Below are 16,660 nucleotides of genomic sequence, written 5' to 3' on the forward strand. Positions count from 1 at the left end.
TCACTCCTGTTCGCTCGCGATCGCGTTGACGGCGGCCACCGCCATCGCGCTGCCACCCCGGCGGCCGTGCACCACCAGGTGCTCCAGCGCGGGATGTTCGGCCAGTGCTTGCTTGGACTCGGCGGCGCCGATGAAACCGACCGGCAGACCGAGCACGGCCGCGGGCCGCCCGGCGCCTTCGTCGACCATCTCCAGCAGCCGGAACAACGAGGTCGGCGCGTTGCCCACGGCCACGACGGAACCTTCCAGGCGGTCGGCCCACAGCTCCATCGCGGCGGCGCTGCGGGTGGTGCCGAGTTGCTGCGCCAGCTCGGGAACTCGCTGGTCACCGAGGGTGCAGACGATGTCGTTGGCGGCCGGGAGGCGGCGCCGGGTGATTCCGGCGGCGACCATCTCCGCGTCGCAGAACACCGGCGCGCCCGCGCGCAACGCCTCGCGAGCGGCCAGCACCGCGTTCGGCGACCAGGCCAGATCGGCGACCAGGTCGACCATGCCGCAAGCGTGGATCATGCGGACCGCGACCCCGGCGACCTCCGGCGGCATCCCGTCCAGTTCGGCCTCGGCGCGGATCGTGGCGAAGGAACGGCGGTAGATCTCCGGGCCTTCGCGGACGTACTCGTAGCGACCGGTGTTCACAGTGCCCTCCGTGCCGCTTCGAGCGCGGCGGTCGGTTCGCTGCCGGCCGGTTTCCCGCCGACCTCGTAGCCGGCCTCGGTGGCCAGCACTTCCACTCCGCGCCCCGCGGGCCGCCCGCACCGGCGGGAACAGCCCGCCCAGTGCACCGGCAGCTCCCCGGGACGCGCGGTGCGCGCGGCGTCCGTGCGGACGTCCGCCAAGGATTTCGCGCAGCCGGGGCTGCCGGTGCACGCGGTGATTCCGGCCAGTGGCGCGGACTCGTCCACGACCAGCCCCGCGGAGTCCAGTTCGGACAGTAGCGTTGCGGCTTCGCCGCGCGGGATTCCCGGCAGCACCAGGTTCCGCCACGGAGTGAGCCGGAGCTGCCCGGCGACTTCCGCCGCGGCGCTGACGCAGGCGACCTGGGCCGGGCTCAACCGGCCCAGCGGAGCCCCGGCCGCGACGCTCACCCGCCCGTCGCCGAGCTGCCGGAGCCCGAGGTGGGCGTGCGTCGGCACCACCTCCTCGGGCACGGCGACCGGCTCTGCCGCGGAAATCCCCAGCGCAGCGAGGACCCGCTGGGTGATGCGCGAAGCACCATCGGTGAGTTCGGCGAGCCGCCAGCTCGCCGCTCGCTGCTGCGCCCGCTCGGCCAGGAACGCCTCCGCGGCCAGCACCGCGGCCTGCGCGGCAGCATCCGCCGTGACCCGAATCCCCTTGTCCACGCCCGAAAGCAGCACCGCGACCGAGTCACCCACCGGCAACAACCCGACGTCACCGCGCAACCCCGTGACGTCACCGCACCCGTCGTCCACAGTGAACAGGAACCGGCCGGGCAGCTCGGCCAAGCCCGGAACCGCGCACAACCGCTCGTCGAGCTCCCGCGACACCGCGTGCACGTCCAGTGCGCCGTCGCTACCGGGCGAGGCGATCACGTTGCGTACTCGCTCGTGCGTCGCGGACGGCAGCAATCCCGCGCCGGCGAGCCGCCCGGCGAACTCCGCCCCGGAAGCCAGCCCGCGCACCTGCAGGTTCGCCCGCGAGGTCAGCTCCCACCCGCCGTCGCCGAGCTGCGCAGCATCGGCCAGCGCCCGCACCTGGTGCGCGGTCAGCCGCCCGCCGGGCACCCGCACCCGGGCCAGTCCGCCGTCCGCGGCCTCGTGCACCCGCAGCGCGCCGGGGCACGCATCGGGCTCGGCTCGTTCCGGCACAGCTTCCCGCCTTCACTGATCGTGGTCGTCCCGACACCGGAATCCGCTGCGCACGGCGTCGGCGCTCGGTAGCGCGCGGACCATCGGCGCACACCGGCGATCGTCGATACTACGACCAGGGGTGGTTGCGGGGGCAAAACACGAGCGCTTCACCACGCCGCACTTGACTAACGATCGCGGCGTTGCGGAGAGTGGTCGACGGCGACGAGTGGAGGAAGCCGGTGCGAATCCGGCGCGGTCCCGCCACTGTCACCGGGGAGCGGACTCCGATGGGCGAAGTCGAGCACTTCGCGGCCACTGCCTGCGGGCAACGGCGGCCACTGCCTGCGGGCGGGAAGGCCGGGGCGAGCAGCGATCCGGGAGCCAGGACACTCCGCCGCCGCCATGCCTGCCAGCCGGGGCCCGACGACCGGGTGCCCGACGACTCCGGGGCGGACGACCCCGAGGAAGGTTGACCATGCGTCCTGCGACGTCCGTGTCCCCGCGAACCGGGGAGCGTGCCGCGTGATCCTGCTGCTGTCCACATCGGACACCGATCTGCTGAGCGCGCGCGCCGCGAACGCCGACTCCGGTGTCGCGCAGTTCCGGCTCGGCAACCCCGCCCGGCTCGGCGTGGACGACCTGCCGCCGCTGCTGGAAGGCGTCGACCTCGTCGTGGTCCGCCTGCTCGGCGGCCGCCGCGCCTGGGAGGAGGGCCTGGACGCGCTGCTGGCCGGGCCGCGGCCGGTGGTGGTGCTCGGCGGCGAGCAGGCCCCGGACGCGGAGCTGATGGAGTGCTCCACGGTGCCCGGCGGGGTTTGCGCGCAGGCGCACAGCTACCTCGCCCAGGGCGGGCCGCAGAACCTGACGCAGCTGTTCCACTTCCTGTCGGACACGATCCTGCTCACCGGACACGGCTTCGAGCCGCCGGTGGAGACCCCCAAGTGGGGCGTGCTGGAGCGCGAGCCGCGCCGCACCGAGGGCCCGACGGTGGCGGTGCTGTACTACCGCGCGCACCACATGGCCGGGAACACCGCGTTCGCGCACGCGCTCTCGGAGTCCATTGAGGACGCCGGTGGGCAGGCGCTGCCGGTGTTCTGCGCCTCGCTGCGCGCTCCGGAGCCGGGACTGCTGGACACGCTCGAGCAGGCGGACGCGCTGATCGTCACGGTTCTCGCGGCGGGCGGCACGAAACCCGCGACCGCGCAGGCCGGTGGCGACGACGAGGCGTGGGACGTGGGTGCGCTGGCCGAGCTGGACATCCCGATCCTGCAAGGGCTCACGCTCACCTCCAGCCGCGCGGCGTGGGAGGAGAACGACGAGGGACTTTCCCCACTGGACATGGCCACGCAGGTGGCGGTGCCGGAGTTCGACGGGCGGCTGATCACGGTGCCGTTCTCGTTCAAGGAGAACGACTCCGAGGGCTTGCCGGTCTACGTCGCCGATCCGGAGCGCACCGCGCGCGTCGCCGGGACCGCGGTACGGCACGCGCAGCTCAAGCACGTGCAGCCGCAGGACAAGCGGCTGGTGCTGATGCTCTCGGCGTATCCGACCAAGCACTCCCGCATCGGCAACGCGGTCGGGCTGGACACCCCGGCCAGCGCGGTGAAGATGCTGGCCACGCTGCGCGACGCGGGCTACGACATCGGCCCGGCCGACGGCCCGGACGCGCTGCCCGGCGTCGCCGCGCAGGACGGTGACGCGCTGGTGCACGCGCTGATCGCGGCGGGTGGGCAGGACCCGGACTGGTTGTCCGAGGAGCAGCTTTCCGGGAATCCGGTGCGGATTCCCGCCAAGCGCTACGCCGAGTGGTACGCGACGCTGCCCGCGGACCTGCGCGAGAGCATCGAGCAGCACTGGGGTCCGCCGCCTGGCGAGCAGTTCGTGGACCGCTCGCACGACCCGGACGGCGAGATCGTGCTCGCCGCGCTGCGCGCGGGCAACGTGGTGATCATGGTGCAGCCGCCGCGCGGTTTCGGCGAGAACCCGATCGCGATCTACCACGATCCGGACCTGCCGCCGAGCCACCACTACCTGGCCGCCTACCGCTGGCTCAACCACGAGTTCGGCGCGCACGCGATGGTGCACCTGGGCAAGCACGGCAACCTGGAGTGGCTGCCGGGCAAGACCGCGGGCATGTCGGCGTCCTGCGCGCCGGACGCGGCGCTGGGCGACCTGCCGCTGATCTACCCGTTCCTGGTCAACGACCCCGGTGAGGGCACGCAGGCCAAGCGGCGGGTGCACGCCACGCTGGTGGACCACCTGGTGCCGCCGATGGCGCGCGCGGAGAGCTACGGCGACATCGCCAAGCTGGAGCAGCTGCTCGACGAGCACGCGCAGATCTCCGCGATGGACCCGGCGAAGCTGCCCGCGATCCGCAGCCAGATCTGGACGCTGATGCAGGCCGCGAAGCTCGACCACGACCTCGGGCTGGAAGAACGCCCGCACGAAGCCGAATTCGACGACATGCTGCTGCACGTCGACGGCTGGCTCTGCGAGATCAAGGACGCGCAGATCCGCGACGGCCTGCACATCCTCGGCGGCGCGCCGACCGGTGAGCCGCGGGTGAACCTGGTGCTGGCGATGCTGCGGGCGCGGCAGATGTGGGGCGGGCAGTCCGCCGCGCTGCCCGGCCTGCGCGAGGCGCTGGGCATGTTGGAGGACGGCAGCGTCGCCCGCGGCACCGTGGACGACGTGGAAACCAGCGCGCACGCCCTGGTTTCCGGCATGGAGGAGCACGACTGGGAGCTCTCGGCGGTGCCGGAGGTCTGCCGTTCGGTGCTCGGCGAAGCACCGGACGACGTGGTGCGAGTGCTGGAGTTCGCGGTTTCCGAACTCGTTCCGCGGCTGGCGTCCACAACGGACGAGATGACCGCGGCGCTGCACGCGCTGGAAGGCGGCTACGTCCCGGCGGGCCCGAGCGGTTCGCCGCTGCGCGGCCTGATCAACGTGCTGCCGACCGGCCGGAACTTCTACTCGGTGGACCCGAAGGCGGTGCCGAGCCGGCTTTCCTGGGAGACCGGCCACGCCATCGCGGACTCGCTGATCGAGCGCTACCTGGACGAGACCGGGGAATACCCGCGTTCGGTGGGGCTGTCGGTGTGGGGCACCTCGGCGATGCGCACTTCCGGTGACGACATCGCGGAAGTGCTCGCGCTGATGGGCGTGCGGCCCACCTGGGACGAGGCTTCGCGGCGGGTCAACGGCCTGGAAGTGATCCCGCTGGAGGAGCTGGGGCGCCCGCGCGTGGACGTGACGGTGCGCATCAGCGGCTTCTTCCGCGACGCTTTCCCGCACGTGGTCACGCTGATCGACGACGCGGTGCGCAAGGTCGCCGCGCTCGACGAGCCGCACGAGCAGAACTTCGTGCGCGCGCACGCGCAATCCGACGTGGCCGAGCACGGTGACGAACGTCGTGCCACCACAAGGATCTTCGGCTCCAAGCCGGGCGCGTACGGGGCCGGTTTGCTGCCGCTGATGGACAGCAAGAACTGGCGCGACGACACCGACCTCGCCGAGGTTTACGCGGTGTGGGGCGGTTTCGCCTACGGCCGCGGGCTGGAAGGCACCGAGGCGCGCGGCGACATGGAGTCGGCGTACAAGCGGATTTCGGTGGCAGCGAAGAACGTCGACACCCGCGAGCACGACATCGCCGACTCGGACGACTACTTCCAGTACCACGGCGGCATGATCGCCACGGTGCGCGCGCTTTCCGGCAAGGCACCGGCGGCCTACATCGGCGACAGCAGCAGGCCGGACTCGATCCGCACCCGCTCGCTCACCGAGGAGACCTCGCGCGTTTTCCGGGCGCGCGTGGTGAATCCGCGCTGGCTGGACGCGATGCGCAAGCACGGCTACAAGGGCGCGTTCGAGCTCGCGGCCACAGTGGACTACCTGTTCGGCTACGACGCCACGACCGGCGTGGTCGGCGACTGGATGTACGAGAAGCTGGCCGAGACCTACGTGCTCGACGAGGAGAACCAGAAGTTCCTCACCGAGTCCAACCCGTGGGCGCTGCACGGCATCACCGAACGCCTGCTGGAAGCGGCGAACCGGAACATGTGGGAATCCCCCGACCCGGACACCATCGCCGCCCTGCACGAGGTCTACCTGCAGGCCGAAGGTGACCTGGAGGACGGCCCGCAACAATCCTGAGCTCCGGGTGAACGGACTGTTCGCCCCACCGGATCGGGCGAACGGTCCGTTCTCTCCGCGAGAAATACTCCCGCGCGGGTGCGCACTCGGCACTCAGCTCGCGCCGATCATGGGCCACGCTCCTGGATCGCAGTGTGCGCGGGCCGGTGTCAGCGCGCGTTCGCGAGGTCGTCCCCCCGATCTACTTCGACGGAGGAAACGGTGATGTCGTGGTCGTCGAAGTCGGCCACCACACGCATCTGCCCCCCGAGCGCGGTGATGTAGCGGCGGATGGTGGCGACCTCCATCGGCTCAAGGGACGCACCCCGCTCGATCGCCGAAACGCGGACCTGGCTGATTCCCATTCGTTCGGCCAGAGCGGACTGGGAGAGTCCGGCCCGCTCGCGCAGACCGGCGAGGCGGTTGCCGAGAACGTAGGACTGGGTTCGAGCGCGGGCACGCTCGCGGGAAGCTTCGACGTCCCGCCCGGCAGCCTCGTCGATCGCCTGCTTGTCGGCCTTGATGTCCTTCCACGAACGACTCATCGGTTCTCCCCTCTCCTGTCGATGAGCTCGGCGAGATGCTGGGCATAACGCTTTTCTGCGAGTGGGATGGCCTGCTCGTACCAGCCGCGCCAGTTGCCGGCCTTGTCGCCGGCCACCAGGACGAACGCTTGCTGCTCCGGATCGAAGGCGAACAGCATCCGGACCTCGCTCGCTCCAGCTGATGCCGGCCGCAACTCCTTGAGGTGGTGGACGGTCGAACCTTTGATGCGATCCGCCAACGGCCTGCCCAGCGCAGGCCCCTTGGCTGCTAGGAGGTCCAACGCCGCTTCGATCAAATCAGCGGACCTGGAATCTGATCGCACCAGATCCAGGAACCACGCTTCGACGTCCGCGTGCAGCAGGACTTCCCATCGCATCCTGCGATGATAACCCCTGTGTTATAGGTTTAGCAATTCCGGCATGGTCCGCACCTCGCCGCTCGCCCCGGAATCCGGCAGACGGTGACCGACCCTTCCGGCTGGGCCGGATCAGCGATGCGAGGACGTTGTCCGGCTCGTTCGAGCCATCCACCGGGCCGGAACCGGCACAGCTCGTCCTGTCGAGCTTCGCCACGGCTGCCCACCGGCACGAGGTGATCTGCGGGTTCACGGGTCTGCGCCCCGCCACGACTGACGCCCGCCCGGTTTCGCGTTGCACCGCCCGGAAAATCCGCTTCGCGCCGAACGGAACGTGGTGCTGCGCACGCAAGACTGGTGCGGGGAAGTCGGGGCTGCTCAGCTGAGCGGCGGGGAAGGGAGGACCCATGCCGCGGGAACAGGAACTCACCCCGGCCACCGCCGCGCCACCGCGCTCCTTCGGAGCGGACGTGCTGGTCGCGTTCGGGCTGGCACTGGGATCGTCGGCAGCACAGGGCCTGGGACGGTTCGCCTACGGGCTGCTGCTGCCGTCGATGAGCGAGGCGCTGCACTGGTCCTTCGCCACCGCCGGACTGCTCAACACCGCGAACGCCGCCGGATACCTGCTGGGCGCGCTGGTGGCGGCACCGGTCGGGCGCCGCTGGGGCACCAAGCGGCTCATGCTCGGCGGACTGGTCGCCACGGCGATGTTCCTGGCGGCCTCGGCGCTGACCGCGAACGTGGCGCTGCTGTTCGCATTGCGGCTGCTGACCGGGATCGCCGGTGCGGTGGCGTTCGTGCTGGGCGGAGTGCTGGCGACGCACCTCGGGCACGGGCGGCCGGGTGGCCGGTCGGCGGTGCTGCTGGGGATCTACTTCGCCGGTGGCGGGCTGGGCACGATGCTGTCCGGGCTGGTGCTGCCTCCCGCGGTGGTCGCGGGTGGCTGGCGCTGGGGCTGGATCGTGCTGGGCGTGCTGGCTGCGGTCTCGGCCGCGCTGGTGATCCCCGCTTCGGCGCGCACGGCGGCACCTGCGCCCGCCGCGGACGGAGGCGGGTTCAGCGCGCGACCGATCGCTCCGGCGGTGGTCGCCTACGGCCTGTTCGGCGTCGGCTACATCGCTTACATGACGTTCATCGCGGCGTTCCTGAAATCCGGCGGAGCCTCTTCCGCGGAGATCTCGGCGTTCTGGGCGCTGCTCGCAGCGGCCGCGGTCGGCGGCGGATTCCTTTGGGGCCCGATGCTGGGAAAGCTGCGCGGCGGCCGGGGATTGGCGGTGCTGCTGGTCGTGGTCACGGTCGGCGCGGTGCTGCCACTGCTCTCGACCGGGGTGGTCGCGGAGTTCGGCTCGGCGCTGCTGTTCGGCTGCTCGTTCCTGTCCGTGGTCACGGCCGTGACCACGGTCGCCCGCAACGCCCTCCCGCCGGACCGCTGGGCGGCCGCGATCGGCGCGCTGACCACGGTGTTCGCCATCGGGCAGTGCGCGGGTCCTGTGCTGGCCGGGTGGCTGTCGGACACCGGCGGCGGGATCGGCGCGGGGATGCTGCTCTCGGCGGCGATCCTGCTGGCTGCCGCCGCGGTGGCGCTGGCGCAGCGGACCGAGCACTCCTGACTCATTCCGCGGGAGAACCGGGCGCGGCCGCGCAGCGGCGGCCGAGAGCTGCGACCGCCTCGTGGAGTTCGGGTGGTCCGATGACCTGGAAGTCGGCGTCGAACCGGCCGATCAAGGCCGCCAGCGCCGGCCACGACCAGGATCCGGCGACGAAGCGGCAGCGGCCGTCGTCGACCGGTTCGACCAGGGCGTCGTCCGCGAACTCGGCGATCTCATCGGCGGGCCGGTCCAGGATCACCTCCCCGCGGCACGGCCAGCCTTCCACGCCCCGGAACTTGGCGGTCACGAACGCCGCCACGTCTCCCCCGGGCAGTTCGCGCGGGGTGAAGCGCGGCCCGGTGGGCGTGCGCGGAGTGATCCGGTCGGCGCGGAAGGTGCGCCAGTCCTCCCGGTCCAGGTCCCAGGCGACGAGATACCAGCGTCCGCCCCAGGTGACGAGGTGGTGCGGCTGCACCCGGCGCGAGCCGTCGCCGTTGACCGGGCGCCGATAGTCGAAGCGCAATTCCTCCCGCGCGTGCACTGCCGCACTCAGCGCCACGAGCACATCGCGTTCCACCTCAGCCCGGCCCTGCGGCACGGGAACCGCGGTGATCTGGAGAGTGTCGACGCGGTGGCGCAACCTGGCGGGCAGCACCTGCCGGACGGTGTGCAGCGCCCGCTCCGCCGCCTCCTCGATCCCGGCCCCGGCGGTGGTGGCGAGCTGGAGCGCGAGTGTGAGCGCGACCGCCTGGTCGTCGTCGAACAGCAGCGGGGGCAGCTCGCTGCCCGCACCGAGCCGGTAGCCGCCGTCCGGCCCCTTGCTGGCCGCGATCGGATAGCCCAGCTCCCGCAACCGGTCCACGTCGCGGCGTACGGTGCGCGGGCTGACGCCCAGTCGTTCGGCGAGCCGCTCGCTCGGCCAGTCCCGGCACGCCTGCAACAGGGACAGCAGCGACAGCAACCGCGCTGAGGTCTTCGGCATGAGTCCCATCCTGCCCGCAGAAGCGGCCACTACCTGTCCGCTACCGGTGCGAAGGTTCCTCCGTACCGACAACCGAGCAGGACCGGAAGGACGCACCGTGACCACGAAATCGACCCTCGACGCCGAACGCGCCGATCTGCTCGCCCAGCTCACCGACGCCCGTGCAGCACTGATCGCCACCACCGACGGGCTGGACGACGAGCAGGCCGGTTCGCGCCCGACGGTCAGCGAGCTGTGCCTGGGCGGGCTGATCAAGCACGTCGCGTCTGTGGAGGAGCAGTGGCTGCGCTTCGCGGTCGACGGCCCCGCCGCGATGAGCTTCGAGCTGCCCGACGGCGTCACGTGGGCCGACATCATGGCCGGCACGGCGAGCAGCTATCCGCAGTGGATGATCGAGCACGGCCGGGATTTCCGGATGTCGCCCGAGGACACGCTGGCCGCGATCCTCGCCCGCTACGAGCGGGTCGCGGCCCGCACCGCGGAGGTCGTCGCCGCACTCCCCGACCTGAACGCCGAGTTCCCGCTGCCGGAGGCGCCGTGGCACCGGCCGGGCGAGGTGCGCAGCGTGCGGCGGGTGCTCACGCACGTGATCTCCGAGACCGCTCAGCACGCCGGCCACGCCGACATCCTGCGCGAGACCATCGACGGGCGGCGCGCGTCCTGATAACCGCGCCGCGACTCGTGAGCGAGCGGACCGTTCGACCGGCTGGATGGGGCGAACGGTCCGCTCGTTCCGGGCTCAGCGGTCGAAACGACCGGACTTGATCGCGCCGATGAACGACGACCACTCCGTAGCGCCCGCGGTGAAGAACCCGGCGCCACGATCCTTCGTGTCGCGCACCGCCGCGCCGCTTCCTGTGCGGGCTACCTCGACGCACGCGGTCTGTTGCTGAGAACGACTGGACTTGCGCCATCCGTAGGCCTGCTGGTTCATGCTCAGGTCTCCATCTCTCTGGCGGCCTCGACGATGAGCGCGCTGGACTCCTGCTCACTCATCGCCAAGTTCCGGAGCCTATCCGTGGCGGACTGGTAAGTACACGTGTCCTCGGGCTCGTGCAGGAAGACTCGGGAGTTGTAGTGCTCCAAGTGCACGATCGGAGCGGACGACGGAAAGCCGAACAAGATGTAGGAACCGGCGTGCCCTGGATGCCACACGTCCATTTCGGGCACCACCCGGACGGTGATGTTCGGCTTTTCTGCCATCTTGCAGAGGTGCCGGAGCTGCTCAGCCATCACCGGTTTCCCGCCGATCCTCGTCCGCAGCGCGGCTTCCATGATCAGCGACTCGAGCCGCGGGGCCGACTTCGCATTGAGGACCTCTCGTCGGCCCACCCGCAGCGTGACCCTGGTTTCCAAGTCAGCGGATGGAAGGTCGGCCATCACCGCGCGGGCGTAGTCACTGGTCTGTAGCAGCCCAGGCATCACCATCGCGGACACCTCAACGATGTGGTTCGCGCTCCGTTCGAACTCGATCAGCGTCGTCAGCTCCTGATGCAGGCCGGGCGCGTTCGGCGCCAGCCAGTTCGTCCACTGCCGCCCGCGGGCCAAATCGAGCACGCGCTCACGCTCCGCTTCCGGTACCCCCAATGCGGTGAGCGTGCTCGCCACGAATTCGGACGAAGCGATGCTCTGCCCGTTCTCGTAACGGGACAGCTTCGAGTGGGTCGTGCCGAGACGACGCGCCAATTCGCGCACTCCCACGCCATTTTCCTGCCTTGCTTTGCGCAGTTCAGCGCCGACCACTCGCGCTTTCGGACTGCCTCCGTTGGTTCGTGCCATGCACCAGATCATATCGGCATATTCCCTGTTCATAGAGTCGCCCGATCGTAGATATTGTCGAGTTGATCGCTGTGGTCCATGATGGTTCGCACCGGACGGACCATCGACGCGATCGGCGCATGGACGTGACCGAGAAGGAAATTTCTCCGTGCACGCGGAAATCTGCGGGGGTGCATTTCATGACCGGAACGATGTGGACCGCATCGGCGCTCAACGCCGGGTCGGCATGGCACGCGGTGCGCAAGCTCGGCGGCTGGGTGTTGCCGACGGAATGCGGCGAATGGGTCTGCGGCCCGTTCCACGTGCGACGCGGACCTCGACCGGCCGCCGCGCTGGAGCGCGCGGTGTGCGGCGAGTGCGCGGAGGCGGTGAGCCCGCCGATGGCGGCGTGAACTTCGGGCACCTCCGGGTGCCCGTGCAGACGACCCGGTGTCGCTGCCCCGAACAGGGCTCGGGTCGAAGGTCCGGCCACGCCGCCACCTCCCCGACACCGCCGGTGTCGCGGCCGGACCTGCCGGGCGCGGTCCTCTCCCTGCCGCGCCCGAAACCCGGTCGGGCGGTGCCCTCCTCGCCGCCCGGCCGGGGCCGGTCGATGCCGGCCAGCACCGCCGGCAACTTGGGAGAACGGGAGCACACAAGGGAATCCGTTCGCGAGCTCGCGGGCGAGCAGCGCAACCGGTGATAGAGGTCGTCATGGCAGATCAGCACGACAACATTCGTCCATTGTGGAAAGATTCCGACCAGCCGCCGCGACGGCCCGGACTCGGCTCGGTGCGCACCTGGAAGGTCGCGGCGTCCCCGCACAACCAATTGGCCGTTACCGGCCGCCGCGGTCCGCGTTCGGATCTGCTGCTGACCACGGGCCACGTCCACGTCGAATCCCTCGACCACGCCCAAGCTCATCTGCTGCTGCAAGCTCTCCGCGAAGCGATTAACTGGACTTGGCCCGCGGAGTGAAGGGCACGAGCAGCGCGTGCTACTCCATCCAATGCGGCTTCTGTCGGGGGATATCGAAGGCGCTGCGGGCGGCGCGGTTGGATTCAGCCTCGCCCGCAATGACCGAGTGCAGGATGCCGTTGTACACCAAATCCCACACGTCCTGGTCATTCTGCAGGTCTTTGTCCCGCACCTTCAGCTCGCGGCCCGCGCCGTCTTTGAGCGCCAGGAGGTAGTCCAGGTCCCGCTTCTGCGCCGTAACCTCGACGAGTTCGTAGAGCCGCACCCACTTGTTTCCGACTCGCAGCCATTCGACACCTGCCGAGCACTCCGCCGACCGCACCACACCGAAGTACATGGCCACGACGAACAACAAGACAAATGCCCACACCGGCCACAATTTCATCCACTCGACGCTGCCGCCCTGCTCAGCGGTGAGACCGACGACCATCAACGGAATCATCCACGCAGCGGTGATCACAGCGTGGTACGCGGAGGACTTGAACCACGCCAGCACCGGTCCCTCACCATCAGGCGGCAAGGGCTTCATGGCGCGCGAAGTCACGCGGTGCCGATGGTCCTTGGACAACGGCTCGGCATCGTGTCGCAGCGGAGCCCGAGGCGGCCACGGCGTCCCCGTCTCGCGATTCGGTTTCGGTGGGAGTTCCTCCACCGCAAGGAAATTCGGGCGCTCCACGCAGTCTTCCGATCAGGACGATGTCGACGGGCGATCGTCTGCTAGCTGTCGGACCGAGGATCGGCGTGCGGAACCTTGAACGCCTTGTGCACGAGACCATTCGTCGCCGCGCCATTTGCGATGACCGAGTGCAGGATGCCGTTGTAGACGAGATCCCACAGGTCGCGGCTGCCCTGTAGGTCGTGTGCCCTGACCATGACCCAGCGGCCGGAGCTGTCCTCGAAATCCAGGTAGATCGCGTTGCTGCGATGCTTCGCCTTGACCTCGACCAGCTCGTAGAGGCGAACCCAGGTCTTGCCGACCTTCAACCACTCGGCGCCAACCGCACACTCCACCTTCCGCTGCAGGCCGTACAAGCCAGCCAAGAACAACAGGATGAGAGCCCAAAGCTGCCAGAACTTCATCCACTCAATGCTAAAACCCTGGAGAATCGTGACACCGAGCAGAAAAATTGGGACGCCCCAGGCGGTCAACTGCAAAGCTCGCCACCGGGACGACTTGAACCAGGCCAGCAAGGGCCCCTCCCCTTCCGGGGCCGCCGGTGCCTTCGACAGGTCGGTCACGCGACCACGATCCTCAGCCTCAGCCGTCTTCTCCTTGAACAGCAGCCCTGGAGCACGAGGCGGCCGTGGTTCACCGGTCTCGCGATCCGGTTTAGGCGGAAGTTCCGCAACAGTTAGGAAAGGCTGTTCCGTCACGAGTTTCCCCGATCACGACATGAGTTCATGATTGCGGTCAGTCTCCTCTGGCAGCGCTGACACCTTCAGTGGCGGCCATGCTCCCGAGGATGCCACCGGCGACACCGCCGATTACCGTTCCCACCCCGGGACAGATGGCAGTACCGAGTGCAGCACCCGCCCAACCACCGGCGGCACCACCGGCCACGTTCGCAGTCGTGTCTTCGGCTGCCTCCACAGGGTCCTTGCCCATCAAGACATCGCCAGCCCCGGACACCACCGACACACCAGTCCCCAGGAACGGAACACCACGCAGGAACTTCGACCCGTACTTGGCGGCCCGGCCGCTGCCGTTGACCAAGTCTCCTGCATTCTTCGAAACGAACCCGCCGATCCCCTCGGAAAGCGCGCCCCCACCGAACTTCCCGGCCGCAGCCCCGCGCCGTACAGCATCTTTGGCGAGCTCGTCGCCCTTGTCCGCCGCGTTCATGGCGATCGTTCGCATGTGCCCATGCATGGTCTCCGCGCGACCTCGCATCACCGTGGCGGCCTTCTCGTAGTCGGCCGCCTTTTCAACGAACTGGTTCGCCGTCTCGAAGGACCCCTTGAGCGTCCCGAGGCCGTGGCCGATCGCGAACATGGTCCACGTCTTCGTCGCCTTCACCGCGGACAGCGGGTCCTCCATGTCCTTCTGCAGGGCATCGTGAGCCTCCTTCTGCCGATCTCGCGCGGCTTCGACGGCGCCCTTGGCCTCCTCGAAAGCTTTGTGCTTGCGCTCGAACTCCTGCCGCCCTTGCTCGATCGCCCTGTCGCCGTGCGGCCCTCCCGGCAGGTTCGGGCTCGCCGGCTCCGGCGGCAGGATCGCGGTCGGCGTGACGATCAGCCGCGCCGCCGTGGCATCCGCTCGGGCGTCGGCCATGCTCCTGCGCACGCCGTCGATCGCGGCGGCAAAAACCAGCAGGGCGCTTTTCACCTTGCCCAGTTGCTCTTCCAGTTCGTCGGCGTCGTCGCCGTGCTCGGACAGCGACCGTCTGCACGCGTCCCCGGCGGTGCCCTGCCAGAACGACTCGGAAGCCGAACGCTGCCGGTGCACTGCGTCGCCGACACCGCTGACCCCGGGCTGGAGTCCGCCCACCCAGTCCGCCGCCCGCCGGCAGGATTCCGGCTCGTCGTGCACCTCGGTGTTCAGCTCACCGCTCATGGTCCCCCGCTTTCCTCGCACCCGATGGTCATCGCCGGGCGCCTCCGGTCAATACCCGAGCCCGCTACCCGAACGGCGCAGCTCGTCGGCGGCGTGGTTTTCCACTTCCCCGTAGCTGCCGCTGCTCGCGTGGATTTTGTCGGCGGTCTGGTGCACCGCGGCGACCAAGCCGCCGACCGTCTTGGTCAGCTCGGAGAGCGTGTGGCCCACCTTGTCCGCCGAGACCGAGACTTCCGGCATCGGCGGATCGGTCTTGGCGGAGCTGTCCAGCTCGGACGTGGAATCGCGCAGTGCACCGGCCATCCCGGTCAGCTGCTCGCGATCGGCCTTGACTTCCTCGGCCATGCCTACCTGCCTTCGTTCGAGGTGTGCCGGAGCCGCTGCGGCAACGGTGTGTCCAGGCAGATCGTGTCCGCACCCGCCTGGCGGCGGGCTTCGCCGAGCAAGCCCGCGGGAATCCGCACCGAAGCCTGGTGCGGGCCGCAACCGGCCTGCACGGCCTCCGGGGACGAGTAGGCCATCACGGCCAAGTGCTCCCCCGGCATCGGCTGCAGCTCCAGCTTCGCCTGTTCGTCGCCCGGCTCGAACGGCTGGGAAGCGAGGTGCACCATCGTCCAGTCCTCGGAATCGGGGTCATCCCAGCGGGCTTCCGCATCGGCCGGCCCACCGGCCGTGCCGCGGGCCTCGACGGGCAGCGGCGCATCGAGCAACACCCCGAACCGGAAGGACGCATTCCCGAGCGCGCCACCGGACTTCTCGCTTCCGAGCTCGGCCAGCCGCGCAGCCGGGATCATGATCCACGGCTGGTCGTTGCCGCACCCGGCCAAGAACTCGTCCAGCGAGGAGTAGGCGAGCACCACCTGCTGCCCGGACCACTCGCGCACCTCGAACATGACGTCACCGGCACCGCTTGCCGGATGACAGGCCAAATACAGCCGCTCCGGGAGTTCCGCGGTCTCGTCCGGATCGAACACGGCGGGACGTTTCCGCAGGTCTGTCACTCGGCCCTCCCCCTGATCGCGCTGCCAACGCGGCAAGGTAGCAGAGCACCGCCGCGCTGCGGGCGCTTTCGCGGGGACGTTTCGGGGGCATCGTTGTCCGATGTGGACACAGCAGGTGCTTCGAGCCGCCCTGCAGCTCCGCGCGGTCAGCCGGGCTTGCTCGCCAACAAGTAGCCCTGCTGCGTTCGCTCCGCTCCCGCGACGGGTTCGCGCAGCAGCCGGGCGTGGACGGGAAGTCCGGCCGCCGCCAGCAGTTCGGCGACGTGCTCGGGCTGGTGCCGGAGGAACTCGAGCGAGATCGCGCGGCCGAACGCTTCGGTGAAGCGCAACGGCTCGTCGCCGACCTGGAAGACCAGCAGCACGTGGCCACCGGGCGCGAGAACGCGGTGGAACTCCGCGAAAGCCTCCGGGAGTCGTTCCGGCGGGACGTGGATGATCGAGTAGCTCGCGACCACGCCGCCCAAGGAATCCTCCGGCACGGGCAGTTCCAGCATCGAGCCCACCTCGAACCGGATGTCCGGGTGCGCGCGGGCGGCCACCTCGAGCATCCCCGGCGAGAGGTCGATCCCGAAAACCGACAAACCCAGCTCGCGCAGGTGCGCCGTGGTGCGGCCCGTCCCGCAGCCGACATCGGCGACCCGACCACCCTCCGGGACGAGTTCCGCGAACGCCGCCAGCAGCGCTCGGTCCAGCGGCTTGCCCGCCAACTCGTCGCGGAAGTGCCCGGCCCAGTCGGCGGCCAGCACGTCGTACGACTCGCGCGTGCTGCGCAGGAAACCCGGTTCGTCCACGAGCGGAGACTAGACGGCGACGCGGCCACCGAGGCGGGGAACGCGCGAACTCCCCGCGCCCCGGATCGCCGCCGCACCGCGAGGGCTGCCGGGACGGGACCGCCCGCCCGGTAGGATGGCGCCGATTCGCGGTTACCATCCGCGGCCGCGTGCGCAGGCCTTCTGCC

At 69.9% G+C, this 16,660-nt stretch carries 18 protein-coding genes and 1 riboswitch; of the genes, 5 read left to right on the forward strand and 13 right to left on the reverse strand.

The features are described from left to right. Positions 1 to 636: a precorrin-8X methylmutase gene (locus INP57_RS11340; protein ID WP_200070103.1), complete on the reverse strand. Its 636-nt coding sequence runs from the start codon at positions 634 to 636 to the stop codon at positions 1 to 3. Beyond that, complete coding sequence (gene cobG, locus INP57_RS11345) at positions 633 to 1,826, reverse strand: precorrin-3B synthase (protein WP_200070104.1); 1,194 nt, start codon at positions 1,824 to 1,826, stop codon at positions 633 to 635. The genes INP57_RS11340 and cobG overlap by 4 nt, the downstream gene beginning before the upstream one ends. 161 nt (positions 1,827 to 1,987) lie before the next feature. Then, a riboswitch (cobalamin riboswitch) is annotated at positions 1,988 to 2,220 on the forward strand. Positions 2,221 to 2,330: 110 nt separating this feature from the next. Here cobG and cobN point away from each other — a divergent pair. Next, on the forward strand, positions 2,331 to 5,960 hold the full coding sequence (cobN, locus tag INP57_RS11350; protein ID WP_200070105.1) for a cobaltochelatase subunit CobN: 3,630 nt from the start codon (positions 2,331 to 2,333) through the stop codon (positions 5,958 to 5,960). Between the two features lie 149 nt (positions 5,961 to 6,109). Here the strand turns inward: cobN and INP57_RS11355 are convergent, their stop codons facing one another. Further along, on the reverse strand, positions 6,110 to 6,484 hold the full coding sequence (locus INP57_RS11355; protein ID WP_200070106.1) for a helix-turn-helix transcriptional regulator: 375 nt from the start codon (positions 6,482 to 6,484) through the stop codon (positions 6,110 to 6,112). Continuing rightward, positions 6,481 to 6,861 (reverse strand): type II toxin-antitoxin system RelE/ParE family toxin, encoded by a 381-nt coding sequence (locus tag INP57_RS11360; protein WP_200070107.1) that lies wholly within the window; start codon positions 6,859 to 6,861, stop codon positions 6,481 to 6,483. Before INP57_RS11360 ends, INP57_RS11355 begins: the two co-directional genes overlap by 4 nt. Before the next feature lie 386 nt (positions 6,862 to 7,247). Between INP57_RS11360 and INP57_RS11365 the strand changes: the two genes are divergently transcribed. Next, complete coding sequence (locus INP57_RS11365; protein ID WP_200070108.1) at positions 7,248 to 8,450, forward strand: YbfB/YjiJ family MFS transporter; 1,203 nt, start codon at positions 7,248 to 7,250, stop codon at positions 8,448 to 8,450. A gap of 1 nt (position 8,451) precedes the next feature. On the opposite strand, the gene INP57_RS11370 is transcribed toward INP57_RS11365, so the two are convergent. Beyond that, the gene (locus tag INP57_RS11370; protein WP_200070109.1) at positions 8,452 to 9,411 is read right to left on the reverse strand and encodes a helix-turn-helix transcriptional regulator; all 960 of its coding nucleotides are present in this window, start codon (positions 9,409 to 9,411) and stop codon (positions 8,452 to 8,454) included. A 97-nt stretch (positions 9,412 to 9,508) separates the two neighbouring features. On the opposite strand from INP57_RS11370, the gene INP57_RS11375 reads away from it, so the two are divergent. Next, complete coding sequence (locus tag INP57_RS11375; protein WP_307850021.1) at positions 9,509 to 10,075, forward strand: DinB family protein; 567 nt, start codon at positions 9,509 to 9,511, stop codon at positions 10,073 to 10,075. 75 nt (positions 10,076 to 10,150) lie between these two features. On the opposite strand, the gene INP57_RS11380 is transcribed toward INP57_RS11375, so the two are convergent. After that, positions 10,151 to 10,345 (reverse strand): DUF397 domain-containing protein, encoded by a 195-nt coding sequence (locus INP57_RS11380; protein WP_200070111.1) that lies wholly within the window; start codon positions 10,343 to 10,345, stop codon positions 10,151 to 10,153. 2 nt (positions 10,346 to 10,347) lie between these two features. Next, positions 10,348 to 11,190 carry a helix-turn-helix domain-containing protein gene (locus INP57_RS11385; RefSeq protein ID WP_200070112.1) on the reverse strand — a complete coding sequence of 281 codons (843 nt, stop codon included), beginning with the start codon at positions 11,188 to 11,190 and terminating at the stop codon, positions 10,348 to 10,350. Positions 11,191 to 11,369: 179 nt separating this feature from the next. Here INP57_RS11385 and INP57_RS11390 point away from each other — a divergent pair, with 179 nt between their 5' ends. After that, entirely contained in the window at positions 11,370 to 11,582 is a 213-nt protein-coding gene (locus tag INP57_RS11390; RefSeq protein WP_200070113.1) for a hypothetical protein, read from the forward strand. Between the two features lie 331 nt (positions 11,583 to 11,913). Beyond that, entirely contained in the window at positions 11,914 to 12,147 is a 234-nt protein-coding gene (locus tag INP57_RS11395; RefSeq protein WP_200070114.1) for a hypothetical protein, read from the forward strand. Between the two features lie 19 nt (positions 12,148 to 12,166). Here INP57_RS11395 and INP57_RS11400 read toward each other — a convergent pair whose 3' ends face one another. From INP57_RS11400 to INP57_RS11425, 6 genes are all read right to left on the reverse strand, one after another. After that, positions 12,167 to 12,715: a hypothetical protein gene (locus INP57_RS11400; protein WP_200070115.1), complete on the reverse strand. Its 549-nt coding sequence runs from the start codon at positions 12,713 to 12,715 to the stop codon at positions 12,167 to 12,169. Positions 12,716 to 12,864: 149 nt separating this feature from the next. Beyond that, positions 12,865 to 13,386, reverse strand: coding sequence for a hypothetical protein (locus tag INP57_RS11405; RefSeq protein WP_200070116.1), 522 nt, complete (start codon positions 13,384 to 13,386; stop codon positions 12,865 to 12,867). 172 nt (positions 13,387 to 13,558) lie between these two features. Then, the gene (locus tag INP57_RS11410; protein WP_200070117.1) at positions 13,559 to 14,701 is read right to left on the reverse strand and encodes a glycine zipper domain-containing protein; all 1,143 of its coding nucleotides are present in this window, start codon (positions 14,699 to 14,701) and stop codon (positions 13,559 to 13,561) included. A gap of 48 nt (positions 14,702 to 14,749) precedes the next feature. Then, positions 14,750 to 15,046: a hypothetical protein gene (locus tag INP57_RS11415; protein ID WP_200070118.1), complete on the reverse strand. Its 297-nt coding sequence runs from the start codon at positions 15,044 to 15,046 to the stop codon at positions 14,750 to 14,752. A gap of 2 nt (positions 15,047 to 15,048) precedes the next feature. Beyond that, positions 15,049 to 15,702, reverse strand: a complete 654-nt coding sequence (locus INP57_RS11420) for an SAV_915 family protein (RefSeq protein ID WP_200070119.1) — start codon at positions 15,700 to 15,702, stop codon at positions 15,049 to 15,051. 146 nt (positions 15,703 to 15,848) lie between these two features. Then, positions 15,849 to 16,493, reverse strand: coding sequence for a class I SAM-dependent DNA methyltransferase (locus tag INP57_RS11425; RefSeq protein WP_200070120.1), 645 nt, complete (start codon positions 16,491 to 16,493; stop codon positions 15,849 to 15,851). Positions 16,494 to 16,660 lie beyond the last annotated feature (167 nt).

The organism is Saccharopolyspora galaxeae, from assembly GCF_016526145.1.
Taxonomy (GTDB): domain Bacteria; phylum Actinomycetota; class Actinomycetes; order Mycobacteriales; family Pseudonocardiaceae; genus Saccharopolyspora_C; species Saccharopolyspora_C galaxeae.